This is a genomic window from Burkholderia cenocepacia (genome assembly GCF_014211915.1).
GTDB lineage: Bacteria > Pseudomonadota > Gammaproteobacteria > Burkholderiales > Burkholderiaceae > Burkholderia > Burkholderia orbicola.
Window position 1 is genome coordinate 3,486,338 of the sequence record NZ_CP060039.1, and the last position, 21,236, is coordinate 3,507,573.

Below are 21,236 nucleotides of genomic sequence, written 5' to 3' on the forward strand. Positions count from 1 at the left end.
CAATTTCGCCAAACACTACGCGCCTAGAATCGACCTGTCCATCCCGTGCCGAACGGCGCGCCCCTTCCCTTTCGGAGCCTTCGCATGACCCTGCATATCGGCCTTCTCGTCTTTCCAGGCGTCCAGCAACTCGACCTCACCGGCCCGCACGACGTGCTCGCGTCGCTGCCGGACGCAACCGTCCATCTGGTGTGGAAGTCGCGCGACGCAGTCGCGTCGAGCAGCGGCCTCGCGCTCGCGCCGACCTGCACGTTCGACGACTGCCCGCCGCTCGACGTGATCTGCATCCCGGGCGGCATCGGCATCAACGAACTGCTGCTCGATGCCGAAACGATCGCGTTCGTGCAGCAGCGCGCGGCCACCGCGCGCTACGTGACGTCGGTCTGCACGGGCTCGTTGCTGTTGGGCGTGGCGGGTCTGCTGCGGGGACGGCGCGCGACGACGCACTGGGCGTTCCACGCGCTGCTCGAACCGCTGGGTGCGATACCCGTGCGCGAGCGCGTCGTGCGCGACGGCAACCTCGTCACGGGCGGCGGCGTGACGGCCGGCATCGACTTCGCGTTGACGATCGCCGCGGAGCTGGTCGGCGACGAAGCCGCGCAGGCGATCCAGCTGCAACTCGAATATGCGCCCGCGCCGCCGTTCGACGCGGGCTCGCCCGACACCGCGCCGGCGGCGGTCGTGAAGCGCGTCACCGAACGTTCGGCCGCCGGCTTCGCGAAGCGCAAGCAGATCATCGAGCAGGCGCTGCGCGCCACGTTGCGCTGAATGCGGAACGGGAGATGCGGATGTCGGAACAATCACTGAAAAGCAGCGCACGCGCGTGCCGGAGAACACCTCGATGAACATCATCCGGAGTGCCGCATTCACGGCGGACCGTGCGTGGGGCGCCGTCGACATCGCGAACCTGAACGGCATCACGGTGCGGCTGCACTGGACCGACGAGCCGTATCGCTGGCACGTGAACGACGGGGAGGAGGTGTTCGCGGTGCTCGACGGCCGCGTCGAGATGCGCTACCGCGAAGCGGGCGTCGAGCACGCGACGGTGCTCGAAACGGGCGACGTCTTCCATGCGACGGTCGGCACCGAGCACGTCGCGCATCCGCTCGGCGCCGCGCGCATCCTCGTGATCGAAACCGAAGGCAGCGTCTGACGGCGGGCGTCGGGGTCTCGATGTCGCGCGGCTGACGAGCGCCGTCGCGCGGCGAAGGTCACCCCGAGATCGTCCCGGTTGCCTGCGAGGGGATCAGTTTCGGTAGCGGCGTGCACTGGCACTGGCACAGGTCGTGTTCGAGCGCGACGACCTTGCCCATCACGGTCATCGTGCGCTCGCCGCCGTCCGATACGATCACGCCCGGCGACTTGCACGCCGCGCAGAACACGGCTGCGCCGAGATACGCGAGTTCGCGCCCGTCGAACGACGAATTGGCGATCCCTTCGAGCACGACGCCGCCGTGATCGGTCGTGTCGCCCTTCAGAATGAATTTGCGGCTCATGATGTCGGTTCTTCCCTCGGAAACGCCGCGCAACGCAACCGCGCACGGGCATCGTGAAACCGCCCGTCGGTCGCGGGCGTCCCGCGAGCATATCACCGCTCGCCGCGGCCGCGACACGTGCCTTCCGCATCGGCCGGTCGCTCCATCAGGTATTCGCCGCGCATGGCGATTCGGCGCCACGGCGTGTTCACGCGCGGCGATGCGCCGAACCCGATCGCCTGCGGCTACCCGATCCACTGTTCCGTCGAGGCTCGCGCCGGCACGATCGCGCGACGTTGCCATGGCGACAGGGACGCATCCGGTTCGGCATCCCGTCACATCGATAATGTCTGATGCTTTAACCCAAAAATTAGCCTAGATTTTCGTACAATTACTAAATACAAATACATCAAAAAGGTTTAATGGCAATTCGCCTCGAATCATTCATTCGACGCCCCTCACATCTCAAAACCCATCATTCTCCGGCCGTTCGCATACCCGATAAATACGCGGCTCCACAATAAACATTCATGAAAACAGGCCGTTAAAATCAAGCAATCCGATAGATAGAATTCAATCAACGCTTTCTGTTTATCGATAAAAAAATGGATGAACTCCTACCGATGCGACTATTCGTCAAGGTCGCCGAACTTCGCAGTTTCGCGCGCGCCGCCACGGAACTGAACATCTCCAACTCGTCGGCCACCCGCCTCGTCATGAGCATCGAGGACCGGCTCGGCGCACGCCTGCTGAATCGCACCACCCGCAGCCTGTCGCTGACCGACGCAGGCCACCTCTATCTGGCGCAGATACGTCACGTGATCGACGAAATCGACCGGGTGGAGGACACGATCGCCTCGATGCACCACGAACCGATCGGATCGCTGAAAATCGCCGCGCCGGTCATGTTCGGGATGCACGTGCTCGCGCCGGCCATCGATGCGTTCAAGATGCGCCACCCGGCCATCGTGCCGGAAGTCACGATCGTGGACCGTCACGTCGATCTCGTGTCGGAGGGCTTCGACGTCGGGCTGCTGCTGTCCCAGCACATCAGCAACAACACGCTGGTGAAGCGCCCGCTCACGCGGCTCAGGCAGCTCGTCTGCGCCGCACCGCAATATGTCGAGCGGCACGGCACGCCCGCGCATCCGCAGGATCTCGCGTCGCACGCCTGCCTGGCGTTCCATGCCGATTTCATGGGCGAATACCTGTCGTTCGATCACGACCAGACGCGCATCACCGTACGCCCGAACAAGTCCGCGTCGTCGAACAACGTCGGGCTGATCCGGAACTGGGCGCTGTCCGGCATGGGCATCGCGGTCCTGCCCGACTTCCTCGTCAAGTCGGATCTCGACGACGGCCGGCTGCTCGCGCTGCTGCCCGGCTATCGGCTCGAGGCCCTCGAGATGAACGTCGCGTACCCGAGCCGCCGGCACTTTCCGCGCAACGCCCGACTTTTCGTCGATCACCTGATCGACCATTTCGTCAGTTGAATGCAGGACGGCATCGCGCACGATTTTTCACGCCGATTCGCGGTCGCCCGCTCGAGCCGCACTCGCGCCGCACCCGGCCGCGGCGGCGCGCCGGCAGGCGCTCCCACGGCCGTCGACCCGTCGCCCGGCGGGTATGGGCACGCCTGTTGCGCCGGCGCATCTCGGTAGTCGACCGCTCTTGGCAGCCCGCCGCGGAGGACTACACTAATCCTTAATGGGGTGCGGCCGGATAACCGCGCCCTCAGGGAGACGCCGCCATGAATCGGCCGCTGAATCGTATCCTGCCGCGCGTGACCGGTCCCGCCTCGGTGTGGACGTGGGTCAAGTGGTCCTTGCTCGCCGCACTGCTGATCGCGCTCGCGATCGTCGCGCGGCTCGTGCAGACCGAGATCGAAACCTCCCGGCTGCAGGCGCGCTACCTGTCCGAGCTCACCCGCGACGTCGGCTATACGGTCGAGGCGGGGCCGAGCGATCACATCCGCTTCCCCGCGAACGGCCCGTACGACCAGCGCTTCGGCTACGCGATGATCCCGCGTTCCAGCAGCGGCTGCTCGCGCGCGGCTTCGTCGTCAGCGAGCAGGCGCGCGATTCGCAGCGGATGCTGGCGCTCGGCGAGCGCGGGCTGTTCCTTCCTTATGAAGAGAAGGACCAGACGGGCCTGATGCTGTTCGATTCGACCGGCTCGCCGCTGTTCGCGACCGTGTTTCCGCAGCGTGTCTACGCGGACTTCGACACGGTGCCGCGCGTGATCACCGATTCGCTGCTGTTCATCGAGGATCGCTACCTGCTCGACGGGAACGAACCGAACCGCAACCCGGCGATCGACTGGGGGCGCTTCAGCCGCGCGCTCGCCGACCAGGCGCTGCACGTCGTCAACCGCCATCAGGCGCGCCCGGGCGGCAGCACGCTCGCGACGCAGATCGAGAAATTCCGCCATTCTCCCGAGGGCCGCACCGCGACGCCGCCCGAAAAGCTGCGGCAGATCGCGTCCGCGTCGGTGCGCGCCTACCTGAACGGTCCGCAGACGATGCTCGCGCGCCGCACGATCGTCGTGCGCTACCTGAACTCGGTGCCGCTTGCCGCACGGCCGCACGTGGGCGAAATCACCGGCATCGGCGACGGTCTCGCCGCGTGGTACGGCCGCGACTTCAACGACGTGAACCGCATCCTCTCCGCGCCGACGACCGGCGACAACGTCGACCAGCAAGGCAAGACGTTCCGCGAAGTGTTGTCGCTGCTGATCGCGCAGCGCGCGCCGTCGTACTTCCTCAACCGCGGCTATCCGGCGTTGCAGAAGCTGACCGACAGCTACCTGCGGCTGCTGTCCAACGGCGGCATGATCTCGCCCGCGCTGCGCGATGCCGCGCTCGCCGCGCAGATCGAACGCAGCGCGCCGCCGGCCGCCGCGCGCGTGCAGTCGTTCGTGTCGCGCAAGGCCGTCACCTCCGCGCGCGCGTCGCTGCTATCGGCGCTGGGCATCAGCGACCTGTACCAGCTCGACCAGCTCGACCTGCAGGCCACCAGCACGCTCGACAACGGCGTGCAGCAGGCGGTCGCCGAGCGGCTCGCGCGGGCGTCGACACGCGACGGCGCGCAGGCCGCCGGCCTGTACGGTTTCGAGATGCTCGCGCCGAAGGACGACCCGTCGCACCTCACGTACAGCTTCACGCTGTACGAGCACCGCAACGGCGCGAACATGCTGCGCGTACAGACCGACAGCGTGAACCAGCCGTTCGACGTGAATCGCGGCGGCCGCATCAACCTCGGCTCGACCGCGAAGCTGCGCACGCTGATCACGTACCTGCAGATCGTCTCCGACCTGCATGCGCGCTATGCGAACCTGTCGAACGCGGAGCTGGCGCGCGTGAAGCCCGATCCGATCGACGGGCTGTCGCGCTGGGCGCTCGACTACCTGTCGCATACGCGCGACCGCTCGCTGCAGGCGATGCTCGATGCGTCCGTCGAGCGCAAGTATTCGGCGAGCCCGGACGTGTTCTACACGGGCGGCGGCGCGCAGGTGTTCTCCAACTTCGAGAAGTCGGACAACGGCCGCATCCTGACGCTGCACGCGGCGTTCGAGCACTCGGTCAACCTCGTGTTCGTGCGGCTGATGCGCGACATCGTTCACTATGAAACGCTGCAGGCGGCCGGCCCGTCGTCGTCGTGGCTCAACGATCCCGCGCAGCGCCAGCATTACCTGCAGCAATTCGTCGACGGCGAAAGCCAGGTCTACGTGAAGCGCTACTACGCGCGCTATGCGGGCAAGGCGCCCGACGACGCGCTCGCGCTGATGCTGCGCGACGTACGCAAGTCGCCGCCGAAGCTCGCGACGGTGCTGCGCAGCGTCGCGCCGAACGAGTCGCTCGCGTGGTTCGCCGCGCAGATGCGTGCGCAACTGAAGGGCACGCCGGCCGCGACGCTGTCCGACGACGATCTCGCCGCGCTCTACGCGAAGTACGCGATCGACCGCTTCAACCTCAACGACCGCGGCTATATCGCGAGCGTCCATCCGCTCGCGCTGTGGACGCTCAACTACCTGCGCGCGCACCCGGGCGCGTCGCTCGCCGAGGTTCAGCGCGACAGCCGCGATACGCGTTTCTACACGTATTCGTGGCTGTACAAGACCCGCTACCACGCGACCCAGGACCGGCGCATCCGCCGCATGGTCGAGCTGCGCGCGTACGCGGAGATCACGAAGTCGTGGCGTGCGCTCGGCTACCCGTTCGCGGAAGTGACGCCGTCCTATGCGGCCGCGATCGGTGCATCGGGCGACCAGCCCGACGCGCTCGCGAAACTGATCGGCCTGATCGCGAACGGTGGCCAGAAGGCGCCGACCGAGACGATCACGCGGCTCGATTTCGCGAAGGGCACGCCGTACGAAACCCGTTTCGTGCGCGCGGCCGCCCAGCCGCAGCCGGTGCTGTCGCCGGAGATCGTCAACGTGGCGCACACGCTGCTGCGCGACGTCGTGCTTCACGGCACCGCGCGCCGCCTCGCGGGCGGGCTCACGCTGCCGGACGGCAAGACGCTCGACGTGTACGGCAAGACGGGGACGGGCGACCAGCGCTTCAACATCTATGCGCGCGGCGCGCGGCTGATCGAGTCGCGCAAGGTCAACCGCAGCGGCACCTTCGTGTTCGCGATCGGCGACCGGTTCTTCGGCGTGCTGACGGCGACCGCGCACGAACCGTATGCGGCGCGCTACGACTTCACGAGCGCGATGGCCGTGCAGTTGCTGAAGTCGATGGCGCCGGCGCTCGCACCGCTGATCGAACGCCCGGCCGACGCCGGCACGCGTACCGCGGGGCCGGCGCCGCAGGCGGAAACGCCTGCGGCGAATGCAGCGGCCGTGCAACCGTCCTGACCGCCCGATCGCGGCGGGTAGGCACCCGCACCGGCGCGCCGCTCAGTGCGAACGGCCGTCGTAGTGCGTGACGGGCAGCGCGTCGAGGTCGACGCCGTCGAGGCAGCGCACGTTGATCGCGGCCATCGCGGTGCCCTTCGGATCGACGCCTTCGCCGAACGCGTGAATCCCGCAGCGCTTGCAGAAGCGATGCCGGATCACGTGCTTGTTGAACATGTAGGTGGCAAGATTCTCGTCGGGTGTCAGCAGCTTCATGTGGTCTCGCGGCACGAACCACATCAGCGCGCCCTTGCGCCGGCAAATCGAGCAGTTGCACGCCATCACGCCCTGCAGGTCGCCTTCCGCCTCGAACGTCACGTCTCCACAATGACAGCTTCCGCGATAAAGCATGGTCGTCTCCCGGTGCAGCCCGTGCACATCGCCGGCGCCCCGGCGGGACACCGTTGGCCGGGCCGATCCAAACGCGTACAGTAGCGCTCGCATGCGCCGCCCGCAATGTCCGGACGGCGCCATCCCTCACCGACCCAGGAGACCGTCATGCTCGAACTGCGCCCCGGCTGCGAATGCTGCGACAAGGACCTGCCGCCCGATTCGGCGGAAGCACGCATCTGTACATTCGAATGTACGTTTTGCGCGACTTGCGCGGACGACGTGCTGAAGGGCCGCTGCCCGAACTGCGGCGGCGACCTGGTCGCGCGCCCGCGGCGGCCGGCGAGCCTGCTCGCGAAGTACCCGCCGTCGACGGAACGGATCCACAAGCCGGGCGGCTGCGCGAACGCCTGACGGCACGGCGCCGGCACCGGCGCCGCCTGCCCGCTTCCGTCACGACATCTCGATCCGTGCGCGCGTCACCGCAAGCAGCGTCGCCATCGCGCGGCGCGCGCCGTTCTCGTCGCGCACGCGAATCGCGTCGCTGACGGCCGTATGCTCGGCAAGCGACGCGTTGTACACGTCCGCCCGGCGCGCATTCAGCTGCAGTTGCGCCTCGAGCGTGCGATCGATCAGCGCGCCGAGCGGCACCAGCAGCTCGTTGCCGCCGGCCTCCAGCACGCTCAGGTGAAAGTGCAGATCGGCGCGCACCCATTCGTCGACGTTGCGTGCAGCGGCCATCGCGCGCACCGCGCCGTCGATCGCGTCGAATGCTTCGGGCGTATGGGTGCGCGCGGCCAACGCGGCCGCGTGCGGCTCGATCATCTCGCGCATCTCCTGCAGCTTCAGCGCGAATGCGAGCGGCGGCGCGACACGCGCATACCAGTCGAGCAGGTCGGCATCGAGCAGGTTCCACGCCCGGCGCGGCCGCACGCGCGTGCCGACCTTCGGCCGCGATTCGACCAGCCCCTTCGACGTCAGCGTGCGCAGCGCCTCGCGCATCACCGTGCGGCTCACGCCGTACATCTCCATCAGGTCGGGTTCCCTCGGCAGCAGCGATTCGGGCGGATAGTCGCCGCGCAGGATCGCCGTCGCGAGCCGGAAGGCCGTCTGTCCATGCAGGTCGCGTTGAATGATCGTTCTCCGTCGGGCGAACTGCCCACTATCTGCACATTAATGCTATTAATACTATTTTTTATTCGACTACGCTAGGATAACCGCGAAAGCACGGATCGTGCGCCGCGCCCGAGCGGGCGCGCCGGTCAATCATGGAGACTCGCGTCATGAAAATCACCCGCCTCGAAACGTTCGTCGTCCCGCCCCGGTGGCTCTTCCTCAAGATCGAAACCGACGAGGGCATCATCGGCTGGGGCGAGCCGGTCGTCGAAGGCCGCGCGCACACGGTCGAGGCGGCCGTGCAGGAACTGGCCGACTACCTCGTCGGCCGCGACCCGCTGCTGATCGAGGATCACTGGCAGGTGATGTACCGCGCGGGTTTCTACCGCGGCGGCCCGATCATGATGAGCGCGATCGCGGGCGTCGACCAGGCGCTGTGGGACATCAAGGGCAAGCATCACGGCGTGCCGGTGCACGCGCTGCTCGGCGGCCAGGTGCGCGATCGCATCAAGGTGTATTCGTGGATCGGCGGCGACCGGCCGAGCGACGTCGCGAACAATGCACGCGCGGTGGTCGAGCGCGGCTTCAAGGCCGTGAAGATGAACGGCTCCGAAGAGCTGCAGATCGTCGACACCTATGACAAGGTCGAACAGGTGATCGCGAACGTCGCGGCGGTGCGCGACGCGGTCGGCCCGCACGTCGGGATCGGCGTCGACTTCCACGGCCGCGTGCACAAGCCGATGGCGAAGGTGCTCGCGAAGGAACTCGATCCGTACAAGCTGATGTTCATCGAGGAGCCGGTGCTGTCGGAAAACGCCGAGGCGCTGCGCGACATCGTCAACCAGACCAACACGCCGATCGCGCTCGGCGAACGGCTGTACTCGCGCTGGGACTTCAAGCACATCCTCGCGGGCGGCTACGTCGACATCATCCAGCCGGACGCATCGCACGCGGGCGGCATCACCGAGTGCCGCAAGATCGCGACGCTCGCGGAAAGCTACGACGTCGCGCTCGCGCTGCACTGCCCGCTCGGGCCCATCGCGCTCGCCGCGTGCCTGCAGCTCGACGCGGTCAGCTACAACGCGTTCATCCAGGAACAGAGCCTCGGCATTCACTACAACCAGGGCAACGACCTGCTCGACTACCTGCGCAACCCCGAGGTGTTCCGCTACGAGGACGGCTTCGTCGCGATCCCCCAAGGCCCGGGGCTCGGCATCGACGTGAACGAGGAGAAGGTGCGCGAGATGGCGAAGACCGGCCATCGCTGGCGCAACCCGGTGTGGCGCCACGCGGACGGCAGCGTCGCCGAGTGGTGATGAACGCGTGAGATAAGAAAGAGGCGTTGCGCGGCATGCGCCGCGCGAGACGTTCGACACGGCCGCCCCGGCAGGGCGGCCGTTCTTGCATCCGCGCCGTTCGGCCGTCAGCCGAGCGCCGCGAACCCCGGCACGCTGAACGACAGCACGGCCGCCGCGACGAACACGCCGATCATCGTCATCCCTTCGAGATGCAGGATGTTGCGGAACGTGTGCGCGTCCTCGGTCGACGCGGTGCGGCGCAGGCGCGGCAGCGCCGAGAAGCGGTTGAGGCCGCCGAGCACGAGCGCGAGCGCGACGAGCAGCAGCTTCAGCAGCAACACGCGCCCCCACGTGCTGCCGTCGAGCGGCGCGAGCGAGCCGCCGAGCCCGCGGATCGCGTTGAGCACGCCCGTGCCGAGCACGAACACGACCGCAACGATCGACGTGCGCGACAGGTGCTGGCCGATACGGATCAGCGCGCCGCGCGCGACCGACGTCCCCAGCGCGGGCAGCACCGCGAGCCCGCCCGCGAGCACGAGGCCGCCCCATACGGCGGTGGCCAGCAGGTGCAGCGTCTGCACGCCGACCGCCGCGGACAGCACGCCGCTATCGGCCGCATGGCCGAGCGAGGCCTTGCCGGCCGCGACCACGATCACCGCGAGCCACAGCACCGCATGCGCGAGCGGGCCGTCCGGCTTCGCGAGCGCGACGAACGCGAGCACCACCGCGCCGGCGAACGCGACGCTCCACGCGAAGCCCGTGTGCGTCTGCATCAGCATCACGGGAATCGCGGCGAACGCGCCGCCGAGCCCCGCGCCGCTCATCGCCGCGGCCTCGTAGACGAGCCAGCCGAGATCGGCGAGCACCAGCGCCAGCGCCGCCGCGACCAGCGAATGTTGCGCGCGCAGCCATGCGGGGTGCGACGGCGCGACGACCGGCCGCGCGCCGTCCTTGCCGAGCCACGCCTTGAGCAGCGCCGAGCCGACCGCCATCGCGAACGCCGCATCCATCAGCGCCGCGAGCGCGACCTGACCGATCCACAAGCTGTCGAACTTCATCGCGCACACCCTCCCGCAAGCGGCAGGCCGGCAGGGCGGCTGCGAGGGGACGGACAGCGTGAGGCAGGCAACGGCACGGTAGAAAACGTCATCGATGAATCCGGAAACGGGAGAAATGACTGGACCTGCGGCGGAGGCGGCGCCGCGCGACCCGCGAGTGTACGGTCTTCGATGGTGAAAACGCACGCCGGTTCACACGGCCCGACCGCAATGCGCGTCAAATTGTCGCAAGTCGCAAACGGACAGGAACCGATGTCCTTTCGTCAAATAGCCGTCATTACCCATCGATGATAGAATGCCGCGTCGCAGCAGCCCGGCTGTCCTGCCGTCCATGCGCCGAGCCGATCGTAGCCCGGACAAGGTCCCCGACGAATAAACATGGAGTCTCGTGTGTCTTCAAGACGCCTCTTCCGTCCGCTGCTCGCCGTTCTGATGATCGGCGGCGCGGGCCTTATGAGCGCTGCCCAAGCGCAGACCAAGCCCACGGAGCAAGCGCACGCCCAGCAGGCGCCGCTCAAGGCACCCGATACCATGGCCGAGCGCGTGCGCGGCTGTACCGCATGTCACGGCGTCCACGGCCAGGGCACGGACAACGACTATTTCCCGCGTCTTGCCGGCAAGCCGGCCGAGTACCTGTACAACCAGCTCGTCAACTTCCGTGACGGCCGGCGCAAGTACCCGCCGATGAACTATCTGCTGACGTACCTGAACGACGACTACCTGCGCGAAATCGCCGAGCACTTCTCGGCCGAACGTCCGCCGTATCCGACGCCGGCCAAGCCGACGCTGCCGGCCGCGACGCTCGCACGCGGCAAGCAGCTCGTCACGCAGGGCGACCCGGCCCGCAAGCTGCCTGCCTGCGTGGCCTGCCACGGCGCGGGCCTGACCGGCATGCAGCCGGCGATCCCGGGCCTCGTCGGCCTGCACGCCGATTACCTGAGCGCGCAGCTCGGCGCATGGCGCTCGGGCAACCGCCACGCGAAGGCACCCGATTGCATGCACGACATCGCCGCGAAGCTTTCCGACGAAGACGTGACGGCCGTGACCGCATGGCTCGCCGCGCAACCGGCGCCCGCCAACCCCGTGCCGGCCCCGGCGCGTTCGATGAAGACTCCGCTCGCCTGCGGCAGCGAACCGCAATAAGGCAAGGGAGACAGACACAATGAAACGCAAGTCCCTGTTTGCACTCTCGGCCGTCGCGATCGTCGCGGCTGCCGCCCTCGTGCCGGTCCTGTGGCCGGGCAACGACACGCTGCACGGCGCTGCCGCCGTCGCGGCCACGCCGGCCGACCAGGCCGCGCTGATCAAGAAGGGCGAGTACCTCGCGCGCGTCGGCGACTGTATCGCGTGCCACACCGTGCGCGGCGGCAAGTCGTTCGCGGGCGGCCTGCCGATGGCGACGCCGTTCGGCACGATGTACACCCCGAACATCACGCCGGACGACCAGAACGGTATCGGCAAGTGGACGTCGGACGACTTCTACCGCGCGATGCACACGGGTCGCTCGAAGGACGGCAGCCTGCTGTACCCGGGCTTCCCGTTCGCGAGCTACACGAAGGTCACGCGCGCCGACTCGGATGCGATCTACGCGTACCTGCGTTCGGTCCCGCCGGTGTCGGTACCGAGCCGTCCGCACGAACTGAAGTTCCCGTTCAACAACCGCAACCTGCTGATCGGCTGGCGCACGCTGTTCTTCAAGGAAGGCGAATACAAGCCGGACCCGACGAAGTCGGTCGAATGGAACCGCGGCGCGTATCTCGTCGAAGGCCTCGGCCACTGCTCGATGTGCCACACGTCGATCAACATGATGGGCGGCCCGGTGAGCTCGTCGGCGTTCGCCGGCGGCCTGATCCCGCTGCAGAACTGGTATGCGCCGTCGCTGACGAACGACAAGGAACTCGGCCTCGGCGACTGGCACGTGCAGGAGCTGTCCGACCTGCTGCAGGCCGGCGTGTCGCAGAAGGGTGCGGTATTCGGCCCGATGGCGGACGTGGTGCACAACAGCCTGCAGTACATGACCGACGAAGATACGCGCGCGATGTCGACGTACCTGAAGTCGATCCCGCAGAAGGCTGAAGCGCCGAAGAACATGCAGTACGAGCCGTCGAAGCAGTTCGGCAACGCGCTGTTCGACCAGGGCAAGAAGATCTACGCGGACAACTGCGCGACCTGCCACGCCGAAACCGGCGCCGGCAAGCCGCCGGCCTATCCGCCGCTCGCGGGCAACCACTCGATCATGATGGAATCGGCGGTCAACCCGATCCGCATGGTGCTGAATGGCGGCTACCCGCCGAGCACGTTCAAGAATCCGCGTCCGTATGGGATGCCGCCGTTCGCGCAGTCGCTGTCGAACCAGGAAGTCGCGGCGGTCGTCACGTATATCCGGATGTCTTGGGGTAACAACGGTACGCCGATCTCGCCGCAACAGGTGAGCGACCTGCGTTCCGCGCCGCTCGACTAAGAAGCGGCTCACACAAACGGGGCGCGGCTGCGGGAAACCGCGGCCGCGCCCTTTTGCTTTTTGGCTGTTTAGCGATGCAGGTTTGCCGCGCGGGCCGCGCGCTGCATCGCCGATCATAAAACTCAAGAGTGGTATCTATGTCTTTCGAATCTCTCGGCCTGGCCGAACCGCTGGTCAAGGCGGTCAACGAGCTCGGCTACACGTCGCCGACTCCGATCCAGCAGCAGGCGATCCCGGCCGTCCTCGGCGGCGGCGACCTGCTCGCCGGCGCACAAACCGGCACCGGCAAGACCGCCGGCTTCACGCTGCCGATCCTGCAACGCCTGCACACGTTCTACGCCGAGCACCGTGGCGCGAAGCGCGCGGTGCGCGCGCTGATCCTCACGCCGACGCGCGAACTCGCCGCCCAGGTCGAGGAAAGCGTGCGTGCGTACAGCAAGTACCTGAAGCTGCGCTCGACCGTGATGTTCGGCGGCGTCAGCATCAATCCGCAGATCGATGCGCTCAAGCGCGGCGTCGACATCGTCGTCGCGACGCCGGGCCGCCTGCTCGACCACATGCAGCAGAAGACCATCGACCTGTCGGATCTCGACATCCTCGTGCTCGACGAAGCCGACCGGATGCTCGACATGGGCTTCATCCACGACATCAAGCGCGTGCTCGCGAAGCTGCCGCCGCAGCGCCAGAACCTGCTGTTCTCGGCGACCTTCTCGGATGAAATCAAGGCGCTCGCCGACAGCCTGCTCGACTCGCCCGCGCTGATCGAGGTCGCCCGCCGCAACACGACCGCCGAGAGCGTCGCGCAGAAGATCCACCCGGTCGACCGCGACCGCAAGCGCGAGCTGCTCACGCACCTGATCCGCGAACACAACTGGTTCCAGGTGCTCGTGTTCACGCGCACCAAGCACGGCGCGAACCGGCTCGCCGAGCAGCTGACGAAGGACGGCATCAGCGCGATGGCGATCCACGGCAACAAGAGCCAGTCGGCCCGCACGCGCGCGCTGGCCGAGTTCAAGAACAGCACGCTGCAGGTGCTCGTCGCGACCGACATCGCCGCGCGCGGGATCGACATCGACCAGCTGCCGCACGTCGTCAACTTCGATCTGCCGAACGTGCCCGAGGATTACGTGCACCGCATCGGCCGCACGGGCCGCGCGGGCGCGACCGGCGAAGCCGTGTCGCTCGTGTGCGTCGACGAGAAGCAGTTGCTGCGCGACATCGAGCGGCTGATCAAGCGCGAGATCCCGCAGGAAGTGATCGCGGGCTTCGAACCCGATCCGAACGCGAAGCCGGAGCCGATCCAGCAACGCCGCGGGCAGCAGCAACCGCGCGGCGGTGGCGGTGGTGGCGGCAATCGCCAGCCGCGTGCCGGCGGCTCAGGCCAGCCGGCCGCGAAACGCGACGGCAACGCGCAACCGAAGGCTGCGCAGCAGAAGGCCGCGAAGCCGCGCACGCAAGGCAGCGCCGCCGGTAATGGCGGACGTCCTGCAGGTGGCGGCAACGGCGCCCGCCCGGCAAGCGGCAACGCCGCGCATCCGAACCGCAACCGTTCGTCGCGCAGCGGCCAGCGCGGTCACTGAAGCCGCGCGGCCGCGCGCCGCAGGTGCTCGATCTGGCGTTGCCAGCGTGCGAGCACCGCGGCGCGCTCCCCTTCCAGCGTGAACGTGACGCCGGTCGCGAGACGCGCATAGCCGACCCGCTGCGCATCGCCGTGCGCGATCGTCGCGGCGAATCCGGCCAGGCCGCCGAAGTCCCCTTCGAGCGGCGCCATCTCCAGTTGCGCCTGAAAGAACGCGCCGTCCGCGACGAGCGTCAACGCGGCCGTGCGCCGTTGCGCGATCGCGCGCGCCGCCCGCGACTGCGGCCAGAGCGCGATCAACAGCGTGCGCGCATCGTGTGCATAGATCTCGCCGACGCCGAGCAGCGTCGTGCGCAACTGGCCGTCGTCGGTCGCGACGATCAGCGACGCGGCGAGGTCGGCATGACGCTCGAGTGCGGTGCCGTCGAACAGCGACACGACGGCGGACGGCCACGCGTCGAACGTCCATTGTTCGAGCGCGTGGCGATGGGTATCGGTCATGATGGCGTGGCCCGGGCGCGGATCGGATGAGGATGCGTCAGCATACGCGCGCCGGGCCGTACCGCGGCGATCAGCGCAGGAAAACGTGCCGCGTGATCTTCGTGAGCGGATAGTGGACGCCCGGCTGGATCTTCGCGGGCAGGTCGAGCGGCTTGAGCAGCATCTTCACGCACATGTCGGCCGACAGGTTGCGCCGCACCAGCGAGTTGATGCGCGCGGCGCGCTCGCGGTTGTACTGGCTGTCGCCGACGCGGTCCGGATAGCGGATCGCGAACACGTGGCGCAGCGCGATCTCGGAATCCTCGTTCTTGATTTCCATCACGCGGCGCGCGAGGGCCCCGAGCACCGCGAGCCGGCCGTTGCCTTCGACCTGGTTGTACTTCTTGAAGAACTTGAAGAAGTGCTTGTAGTGACGCACTTCGTCGGTGCGGATGTTGTCGGTGATTTCCTTCAGCACCGGCTCGTCCGAGCATTCGTTGATCGCGCGATAGAGCGTGGCCGTGCCCGTCTCGACGACGCAGCGTGCGACCATTTCGAGCGCGCGGGTTTTCTCGAACGCCTCGACCGAGCAGGTCTTCGAATACTCGGCAAAGAAATTCGCGAAGGCGGTATCCCAGTCGAACTCGGGCCACACGTGCGCGATGTACGCCTTCAGCGCGCGGCCGTGCTGCAATTCTTCGGGCTCCCATGCATTGTTGAGCCATGCGGAGACTTCCGGATCGTCATTGAAGAATTCGCTCAGATTGCTCGTATAGAGATCCGAGCCGCTCTCGATGAACGACGACGCGCACAGCAGCAGCAGCAGATCCTCGTTCGCGGCCGCACGCTGACGATCGATCCGGTTCAGGTCGATGTCCTCGATACGCCACGGCATCACATGCGTCGTTTTGGTGTCCATGGTAGTGCGCTCCCAGTCGTCGCGCGGAGGCCGGCCCATGCCTGGGGCACAGGCGCCAGCCGATCCGCAGGCGGCGTTTTACTTGCGTTTATAGTGAATCGGTCCGGCCGAACCATCTTGGCATCTTAGCCGGACTTTGATGTTCGTGCTCCAGAGCACTGACCATACCCGACGGGCGCAGTTCCACGGCGTCTGTTGCCGTTCGTTAGATGAGTCCTTCAAACCGCTTGCGCGCGTTCGATGGCAGGCGCCGCGCCAAATGAAAACGGGCGGCCGTCGGGCCGCCCGTGATGCCGGGAAACTGCAAAGGAAGCTGGAAGCGATCCGTCAGAAACCGGCCGCCAGCCCGTCGCGCCGGCTGTCGCTCGCGGCCACGTAGCCGCGCTCAGGATCGTCGGGATCGAGGCGCCAGACGAACTGCCCCGAGCCGAAATCCATGTAAGGATCGTCGATCGACTTGATCGTATGGCCGCGGGCGGCCAGCCCGTCGACGGTCGCGCGGTTCATCGTCGCCTCGACGTCGAGCGTGAAGTCGCGGTTGACCTTCCAGCGCGGCGCGCAACACGCGGCCTGCGGCTGCTGGCCATAGCCGAGCATCCGGATGATGGTTTGCAGGTGGCCCTGCGGCTGCATGTCGCCGCCCATCACGCCGAAGCTCATCACGGCCTCGGTGCGGCCGTCGACTTCCTCGGTGACGAACGCCGGAATGATCGTGTGGAACGGCCGCTTGCCGCCCGCGACGACGTTCGGCGAAGCCGGGTCCATCGAGAAGCCGTGCCCGCGGTTCTGCAGCGCAATGCCCGTGCCGGGGACGACGAGGCCCGAGCCGAAGCCCATGTAGTTCGACTGGATGAAGCTCACCATCATCCCGCGCTCGTCGGCCGCCGACAGGTAGATCGTGCCGCCGGAATGCGGACGGCCGGCGGCGAAGTGCGTGGCCCGCGCGCGATCGATCAGCTTCGCGCGTTCGGCGAGATACGCATCGTCGAGCATCTGTTCGGGCGTGACCTCCATCGCGCGCGGATCGGCGACGTAGCGATAGACGTCCGCGAACGCGAGCTTCATCGCCTCGATCTGCAGATGCTGCGAATCGACCGAGTCGACCGGCCATTCGGTCACGCCCGCATGCTCGGCGATGCCGAGCGCGATCAGCGCGGCAATGCCCTGCCCGTTCGGCGGGATCTCGTGAATCGTGTGGCGGCCGAAGCGCTTGCCGATCGGCTCGACCCATTCCGGCCGGTACGCGCGCAGGTCGGCTTCGGTCAGCGCGCCGCCGCCTTCGCGCGCGAAGGCGGCGATCCGCTCGGCGAGCGCCCCTTCGTAGAACGCACGGGCGCCGTCCTTCGCGAGCGTGCGCAGCGTCTGTGCATGACCAGGCAGGCACACGCGTTCGCCGACGAGCGGCGCGCGGCCGCGCGGCATGAAGGTGTCCGCGAAGCCCGGCAGGCCCTGCAGTTCGGGAACGGCCGCGGCCCACTTGTGCGCGACGATCGGCGGCACCGAATAGCCGCGCTCCGCGATCTCGATCGCCGGCTCGAGCAGGTCCGCGAACGGCAGCGAACCGAACTTCGCGTGCAGCGCTTCCCAGCCCGCGATGACGCCCGGCACGGTGACGGTGTCCCAGCCGCGCGTCGGCTTGTTCGCGATGCCGCGCGCATCCTCGCCGTGGCGCTTGCGGAAGTAGTCGACGTTCCAGGCGGCCGGCGCGACGCCCGATGCGTTCAGCCCGGACAACCGCTCGCCGTCCCACACGAGCGCGAATGCATCGCCGCCGAGCCCGCACGACACGGGCTCGACGACCGTGATCGCGGCGGCGGCGGCCAGCGCCGCGTCCACCGCGTTACCGCCCTTCCACAGCATCCGCAGCCCGGCCTGCGCAGCCAGCGGGTGCGACGTCGACACGACGTTGCGCGCGAACACCGGAATGCGGGTCGTCGGATACGGGTTGTGCCAGTTGAAGCCACTCATCGATACCACCTCGTCGAAAGCTGAATGAACGTGCCCGCGCGAGCGGGCAATCCGCCATTGCAGCGCGATCAGCGCCATCGCGCAAATTCATTTGTCACATGAATCCATGCAATTCACGCATGAATTGCGTGCGCCGACGGCAGGCAGGCCGGCCGAACGCCGTTACCGCCCTTACAATACCCGCTCCGTCTCACGACACGACCATCGAGCCATGACCCGAGATCCCCGCCTCACCCTCAACGCGCGTCAGCAGGAATTGCTCGAATGGGTGCAGCGCGACGGCTTCGTGACCGTCGACGATCTCGCCGCGCACTTCGCGGTGACGCCGCAGACGATCCGCCGCGACGTGAACTGGCTCGCCGACCTGAACCTGCTGCGCCGCTACCACGGCGGCGCGAGCCTGCCGACCAGCTCGGAGAACGTGTCGTACACGGCGCGCCAGCGGATGTTCCACGACGAGAAGCGGCGCATCGCGGCGCTCGCGGCGTCGCACATTCCCGACCAGGCGTCGCTGTTCATCAACCTCGGCACGACGACCGAGGAAGTCGCGCGCGCGCTGAACCGCCATCACGGGCTGCACGTGATCACCAACAACCTGAACGTCGCGTCGATGATGAGCGGCTACCCGACTGCGAGGTGCTGATCACCGGCGGCATCGTGCGGCCGTGGGACAAGGGCATCGTCGGCGAGCTCGCGATCGACTTCATCCGCCAGTTCAAGGTCGACTACGCGATCATCGGCACGTCGGCGATCGAGGCCGACGGCACGCTGCGCGATTTCGACACGCGCGAGGTGCGCGTCGCCGAGGCGATCATGCAGCATGCGCGCACGGTCTACCTCGTGACCGACCATTCGAAGGTCGGCCGCCCGGCGCTGGTGCGCCAGGGCCATCTGAGCCAGGTGCACGCGCTCTTCACCGACAAGCCGCTGCCGCCCGAAATGGCCGACACGGTGGCCGCCGCCGGCACGCAGGTGTACGTCGCGGAATGACGGTTGCGATGCTGCACCGCACCTGAAACTTCAAGTGAAATCAAGAAGTTGGCGCCGCGCGCGGACCGCTCGTGGCGTGCGTTTCTGTCAAACGGAAAATTAACGGGGCACGATTTGTCGTTGCCCGCGCACTCGACTAGACTCCAGTTCCCCGGCCCGTTCGCCGATCCGCCTGTGCCAGGGCGGTGCGAATCGCAGGCCGGCGAATGCAGCTTTTCCCCCCAAGCCATACCCTCGCGGGGTATCGCGCGGCGGCGTATGCGCCGGCCGCGCGGGCAGTCTGATTGCCACGGAGAGAACGATGCTGAGTCCGCATGAATTCGCCACGCTCTTGCTTGTGAAGGACGCGCCTGATCAGCGCGACATGGATCGGGATGAACTGGACATCCTGCTCGAACAACAGCTCGTCCGCCTGGAAGGGCTCGGCTCGGGGCGCAAATACTGCGTGACCGAGACCGGCGACGCCGCGCTGCGATCCATCAAGTACCGCTATTCGTAAGCCCCGCTGTTCCCTGACCTGAACCCGATCGCGCGGCCGGCATCCGGCCGCGCGGTCGTTCCTGCCTTCCCTCTGCCCGTTCGGCGCCGCCGGCTTCAGCCGCCGCGCAGCGTCGGGTCGACCGCCGCCCGCCAGCTGATGGCCTGCGCGCGCGCGCCGTTGAAATAGGCGACCCAGTCGGCGCGTGCCGCCGCGTCAGGCGCCACATAGTGGGTCGAGAGTTCGTTTACGAACGCACAATAGTTCGCTTCGGTCAGCCCGCGATACCGTTTCGCCACATACGCGTCGTACAGCGTCGAGTAGACCGGCTGCGCGTCCGCGCCCCAGTCGCGCGCCGCGCCGCCGCACGACGTCTGCAGGTCGACGAACGACGGCGCCCGCCAGTTGCCGGCAAGCGGCGGCATCCCCGCACTGCACCCCGCCAGAAGCACGGCGCACGCGCCGGCCCACATCCCAATACGCATGATTCACCTCGCGAAACGGTCGATTCCGCCAGTATCGTCCGGGATCGTGTCACGCGCTACTGGCCCCGCTTTTTCGAACTTTACTTTTTCGATTTCGTTCGTTAAATTTCGAATTCGAACATTTCATGTTCGCCCTATTTCAACAGACGATAAGGACAGCAGGTGACCCAACCGAATCGCTACGATCTGCTCGTCGTCGGCGGCGGCATCAACGGCGCGGGGATCGCGCGCGATGCGGCCGGCCGCGGCCTGTCGGTCATGCTCTGCGAGCAGGACGACCTCGCGTCGCACACGTCGTCGTCCAGCACGAAGCTGATTCACGGCGGCCTGCGTTACCTCGAGTACAACGAGTTCGGGCTGGTGCGCAAGGCGCTGCAGGAACGCGAAACGCTGCTGCGCGCGGCGCCGCACATCATGTGGCCGCTGCGCTTCGTGATGCCGCACATGCCGAACCTGCGCCCGGCCTGGCTGATCCGCATCGGCCTGTTCCTCTACGATCACCTCGCGAAACGCGAGCTGCTGCCCGGCTCGCGCGGCATCGACATGCGCCGCCATGCGGCCGGCGCGCCGCTGATCGACTCGATCAAGCGCGGCTTCGTGTATTCCGACGGCTGGGTCGACGACGCGCGCCTCGTCGTGCTGAACGCGATGGATGCGAAGGAGCGCGGCGCCGAGATCCTGACGCGCACGAAGCTCGTTTCCGCCGAACGCCGCGGCGACGAATGGGAAGCGCGGCTGCAGCACGCCGACGGTTCGATCCGCGTCGTGCATGCGCGCGCGATCGCGAACGCGGCCGGCCCGTGGGTCGGCGAGGTGCTGCACGGCGCGCTCGGCCGCGGCGCGCATCATAGCGTGCGGCTCGTGAAGGGCAGCCACATCATCACGCGCCGCCTGTTCGATCACGATCACGCGTACATCTTCCAGAACCCGGACAAGCGGATCATCTTCGCGATTCCGTACGAGCACGACTTCACGCTAATCGGCACGACCGACGTCGAATACACGAACGATCCCGCGAAGGTCGCGATCGATCGCGACGAGACGCAATACCTGTGCGATTCGATCAACCGCTACTTCAAGCGCAAGATCTCGCCGGCCGACGTGCACTGGACCTATTCGGGCGTGCGCCCGCTGCTGGAAGACGAGAACGCGGCGAACGCATCGGCCGTCACGCGCGACTATCGCCTCGAACTCGACGATGGCGCGGGCGCCCCGCTGCTGTCGGTGTTCGGCGGCAAGATCACGACGTTCCGCAAGCTCGCGGAAGAAGCCGGCGACATGCTGTGCCGTGCGCTCGGCCGCGATGCGAAGACCTGGACGGCCGGCGTCGCGCTGCCGGGCGGCGACATCGCGGACGCGAAGTTCGACGGGTTCGCCAGCGCGTTCGCGAAACGTCATCCGTGGCTGCCCGCCGCGCTTGCGCGCCGCTATGCACGTGCGTACGGCACGCGTGCGGAGCGCGTGGTCGACGGCGCGAAGTCGCTCGCCGATCTCGGCGCCGAAATCGCGCCGGGCATCCACGACGCCGAACTGCGCTACCTGCGCGACGCCGAATGGGCGACCTGCGCGCAGGACGTCCTGTGGCGCCGCTCGAAGCTCGGCCTGCACGTCGCGCCCGGCACGCTCGATGCGGTGACCGCCGCGGTCGACGCATGGTTCGCCGCCGCGCATGCGCCGCATGCGTAATCCGAATGCAGTTGCAA

At 67.4% G+C, this 21,236-nt stretch carries 18 protein-coding genes and 2 pseudogenes; 12 read left to right on the forward strand and 8 right to left on the reverse strand.

Features of this window, described 5'->3' with window-relative positions; all coding sequences use genetic code 11:
• Positions 1 to 84: 84 nt before the first annotated feature.
• A complete protein-coding gene (locus tag SY91_RS16480) occupies positions 85 to 768 on the forward strand; it encodes a DJ-1/PfpI family protein (RefSeq protein WP_023476254.1) in 684 nt (227 codons plus the stop codon).
• A gap of 73 nt (positions 769 to 841) precedes the next feature.
• The gene (locus SY91_RS16485) at positions 842 to 1,153 is read left to right on the forward strand and encodes a cupin (RefSeq protein WP_012329174.1); all 312 of its coding nucleotides are present in this window, start codon (positions 842 to 844) and stop codon (positions 1,151 to 1,153) included.
• A 58-nt stretch (positions 1,154 to 1,211) separates the two neighbouring features.
• Here the strand turns inward: SY91_RS16485 and SY91_RS16490 are convergent, their stop codons facing one another.
• The gene (locus SY91_RS16490; RefSeq protein ID WP_006477906.1) at positions 1,212 to 1,496 is read right to left on the reverse strand and encodes a PAAR domain-containing protein; all 285 of its coding nucleotides are present in this window, start codon (positions 1,494 to 1,496) and stop codon (positions 1,212 to 1,214) included.
• 584 nt (positions 1,497 to 2,080) lie between these two features.
• Here SY91_RS16490 and SY91_RS16495 point away from each other — a divergent pair.
• Complete coding sequence (locus SY91_RS16495) at positions 2,081 to 2,968, forward strand: LysR family transcriptional regulator (RefSeq protein WP_043887569.1); 888 nt, start codon at positions 2,081 to 2,083, stop codon at positions 2,966 to 2,968.
• A 257-nt stretch (positions 2,969 to 3,225) separates the two neighbouring features.
• Positions 3,226 to 6,332: pseudogene (locus SY91_RS16500) on the forward strand (transglycosylase domain-containing protein).
• A 42-nt stretch (positions 6,333 to 6,374) separates the two neighbouring features.
• On the opposite strand, the gene SY91_RS16505 reads toward SY91_RS16500, so the two are convergent.
• The gene (locus SY91_RS16505) at positions 6,375 to 6,722 is read right to left on the reverse strand and encodes a GFA family protein (RefSeq protein ID WP_034174674.1); all 348 of its coding nucleotides are present in this window, start codon (positions 6,720 to 6,722) and stop codon (positions 6,375 to 6,377) included.
• A gap of 147 nt (positions 6,723 to 6,869) precedes the next feature.
• On the opposite strand from SY91_RS16505, the gene SY91_RS16510 reads away from it, so the two are divergent.
• Positions 6,870 to 7,115, forward strand: a complete 246-nt coding sequence (locus SY91_RS16510) for a DUF1272 domain-containing protein (protein WP_006483256.1) — start codon at positions 6,870 to 6,872, stop codon at positions 7,113 to 7,115.
• 39 nt (positions 7,116 to 7,154) lie between these two features.
• Here the strand turns inward: SY91_RS16510 and SY91_RS16515 are convergent, their stop codons facing one another.
• Positions 7,155 to 7,838: a FadR/GntR family transcriptional regulator gene (locus SY91_RS16515; protein ID WP_034174415.1), complete on the reverse strand. Its 684-nt coding sequence runs from the start codon at positions 7,836 to 7,838 to the stop codon at positions 7,155 to 7,157.
• A gap of 146 nt (positions 7,839 to 7,984) precedes the next feature.
• Here SY91_RS16515 and dgoD point away from each other — a divergent pair, with 146 nt between their 5' ends.
• Positions 7,985 to 9,133, forward strand: a complete 1,149-nt coding sequence (gene dgoD / locus SY91_RS16520) for a galactonate dehydratase (protein WP_006483258.1) — start codon at positions 7,985 to 7,987, stop codon at positions 9,131 to 9,133.
• Between the two features lie 107 nt (positions 9,134 to 9,240).
• Here dgoD and SY91_RS16525 read toward each other — a convergent pair whose 3' ends face one another.
• A complete protein-coding gene (locus SY91_RS16525) occupies positions 9,241 to 10,173 on the reverse strand; it encodes a CopD family protein (RefSeq protein ID WP_012329179.1) in 933 nt (310 codons plus the stop codon).
• Between the two features lie 378 nt (positions 10,174 to 10,551).
• On the opposite strand from SY91_RS16525, the gene SY91_RS16530 reads away from it, so the two are divergent.
• The 3 genes from SY91_RS16530 to SY91_RS16540 all read left to right on the forward strand — a co-directional run bounded on the left by SY91_RS16530 (position 10,552) and on the right by SY91_RS16540 (position 14,214).
• Positions 10,552 to 11,316, forward strand: a complete 765-nt coding sequence (locus tag SY91_RS16530; RefSeq protein WP_006477898.1) for a c-type cytochrome — start codon at positions 10,552 to 10,554, stop codon at positions 11,314 to 11,316.
• Between the two features lie 19 nt (positions 11,317 to 11,335).
• The gene (locus SY91_RS16535) at positions 11,336 to 12,634 is read left to right on the forward strand and encodes a c-type cytochrome (protein WP_006477897.1); all 1,299 of its coding nucleotides are present in this window, start codon (positions 11,336 to 11,338) and stop codon (positions 12,632 to 12,634) included.
• 137 nt (positions 12,635 to 12,771) lie between these two features.
• Positions 12,772 to 14,214: a DEAD/DEAH box helicase gene (locus SY91_RS16540; RefSeq protein ID WP_023476260.1), complete on the forward strand. Its 1,443-nt coding sequence runs from the start codon at positions 12,772 to 12,774 to the stop codon at positions 14,212 to 14,214.
• Here SY91_RS16540 and SY91_RS16545 read toward each other — a convergent pair.
• The 3 genes from SY91_RS16545 to SY91_RS16555 all read right to left on the reverse strand — a co-directional run bounded on the left by SY91_RS16545 (position 14,208) and on the right by SY91_RS16555 (position 17,580).
• The gene (locus SY91_RS16545) at positions 14,208 to 14,714 is read right to left on the reverse strand and encodes a hypothetical protein (RefSeq protein WP_023476261.1); all 507 of its coding nucleotides are present in this window, start codon (positions 14,712 to 14,714) and stop codon (positions 14,208 to 14,210) included. The two genes, SY91_RS16540 and SY91_RS16545, sit on opposite strands and share 7 nt — an antisense overlap.
• Before the next feature lie 70 nt (positions 14,715 to 14,784).
• On the reverse strand, positions 14,785 to 15,612 hold the full coding sequence (locus tag SY91_RS16550; protein ID WP_011546143.1) for a ferritin-like domain-containing protein: 828 nt from the start codon (positions 15,610 to 15,612) through the stop codon (positions 14,785 to 14,787).
• A 327-nt stretch (positions 15,613 to 15,939) separates the two neighbouring features.
• The gene (locus SY91_RS16555) at positions 15,940 to 17,580 is read right to left on the reverse strand and encodes a gamma-glutamyltransferase family protein (protein ID WP_043887574.1); all 1,641 of its coding nucleotides are present in this window, start codon (positions 17,578 to 17,580) and stop codon (positions 15,940 to 15,942) included.
• A gap of 211 nt (positions 17,581 to 17,791) precedes the next feature.
• On the opposite strand from SY91_RS16555, the pseudogene SY91_RS16560 reads away from it, so the two are divergent.
• Positions 17,792 to 18,570 (forward strand): annotated as a pseudogene (locus SY91_RS16560) (DeoR/GlpR family DNA-binding transcription regulator).
• A gap of 301 nt (positions 18,571 to 18,871) precedes the next feature.
• Positions 18,872 to 19,069 (forward strand): hypothetical protein, encoded by a 198-nt coding sequence (locus SY91_RS16565; RefSeq protein ID WP_006477892.1) that lies wholly within the window; start codon positions 18,872 to 18,874, stop codon positions 19,067 to 19,069.
• A 95-nt stretch (positions 19,070 to 19,164) separates the two neighbouring features.
• Here SY91_RS16565 and SY91_RS16570 read toward each other — a convergent pair whose 3' ends face one another.
• Positions 19,165 to 19,533: a hypothetical protein gene (locus SY91_RS16570; protein ID WP_043887571.1), complete on the reverse strand. Its 369-nt coding sequence runs from the start codon at positions 19,531 to 19,533 to the stop codon at positions 19,165 to 19,167.
• Between the two features lie 162 nt (positions 19,534 to 19,695).
• Between SY91_RS16570 and glpD the strand changes: the two genes are divergently transcribed.
• Entirely contained in the window at positions 19,696 to 21,219 is a 1,524-nt protein-coding gene (gene glpD / locus SY91_RS16575) for a glycerol-3-phosphate dehydrogenase (RefSeq protein ID WP_006477890.1), read from the forward strand.
• The last annotated feature ends 17 nt before the right edge of the window (positions 21,220 to 21,236 follow it).

What these genes read in the sequence shown, in the direction of transcription:
- SY91_RS16480 (WP_023476254.1), top strand. Translation starts at nt 85, where the DNA reads ATGACCCTGCATATCGGCCTTCTCGTCTTTCCAGGCGTCCAGCAACTC.
- SY91_RS16485 (WP_012329174.1), top strand. Translation starts at nt 842, where the DNA reads ATGAACATCATCCGGAGTGCCGCATTCACGGCGGACCGTGCGTGGGGC.
- SY91_RS16490 (WP_006477906.1), bottom strand. Translation starts at nt 1,496, where the DNA reads ATGAGCCGCAAATTCATTCTGAAGGGCGACACGACCGATCACGGCGGC.
- SY91_RS16495 (WP_043887569.1), top strand. Translation starts at nt 2,081, where the DNA reads ATGGATGAACTCCTACCGATGCGACTATTCGTCAAGGTCGCCGAACTT.
- SY91_RS16505 (WP_034174674.1), bottom strand. Translation starts at nt 6,722, where the DNA reads ATGCTTTATCGCGGAAGCTGTCATTGTGGAGACGTGACGTTCGAGGCG.
- SY91_RS16510 (WP_006483256.1), top strand. Translation starts at nt 6,870, where the DNA reads ATGCTCGAACTGCGCCCCGGCTGCGAATGCTGCGACAAGGACCTGCCG.
- dgoD (WP_006483258.1), top strand. Translation starts at nt 7,985, where the DNA reads ATGAAAATCACCCGCCTCGAAACGTTCGTCGTCCCGCCCCGGTGGCTC.
- SY91_RS16525 (WP_012329179.1), bottom strand. Translation starts at nt 10,173, where the DNA reads ATGAAGTTCGACAGCTTGTGGATCGGTCAGGTCGCGCTCGCGGCGCTG.
- SY91_RS16530 (WP_006477898.1), top strand. Translation starts at nt 10,552, where the DNA reads ATGGAGTCTCGTGTGTCTTCAAGACGCCTCTTCCGTCCGCTGCTCGCC.
- SY91_RS16535 (WP_006477897.1), top strand. Translation starts at nt 11,336, where the DNA reads ATGAAACGCAAGTCCCTGTTTGCACTCTCGGCCGTCGCGATCGTCGCG.
- SY91_RS16540 (WP_023476260.1), top strand. Translation starts at nt 12,772, where the DNA reads ATGTCTTTCGAATCTCTCGGCCTGGCCGAACCGCTGGTCAAGGCGGTC.
- SY91_RS16545 (WP_023476261.1), bottom strand. Translation starts at nt 14,714, where the DNA reads ATGACCGATACCCATCGCCACGCGCTCGAACAATGGACGTTCGACGCG.
- SY91_RS16550 (WP_011546143.1), bottom strand. Translation starts at nt 15,612, where the DNA reads ATGGACACCAAAACGACGCATGTGATGCCGTGGCGTATCGAGGACATC.
- SY91_RS16555 (WP_043887574.1), bottom strand. Translation starts at nt 17,580, where the DNA reads ATGAGTGGCTTCAACTGGCACAACCCGTATCCGACGACCCGCATTCCG.
- SY91_RS16565 (WP_006477892.1), top strand. Translation starts at nt 18,872, where the DNA reads ATGCTGAGTCCGCATGAATTCGCCACGCTCTTGCTTGTGAAGGACGCG.
- SY91_RS16570 (WP_043887571.1), bottom strand. Translation starts at nt 19,533, where the DNA reads ATGCGTATTGGGATGTGGGCCGGCGCGTGCGCCGTGCTTCTGGCGGGG.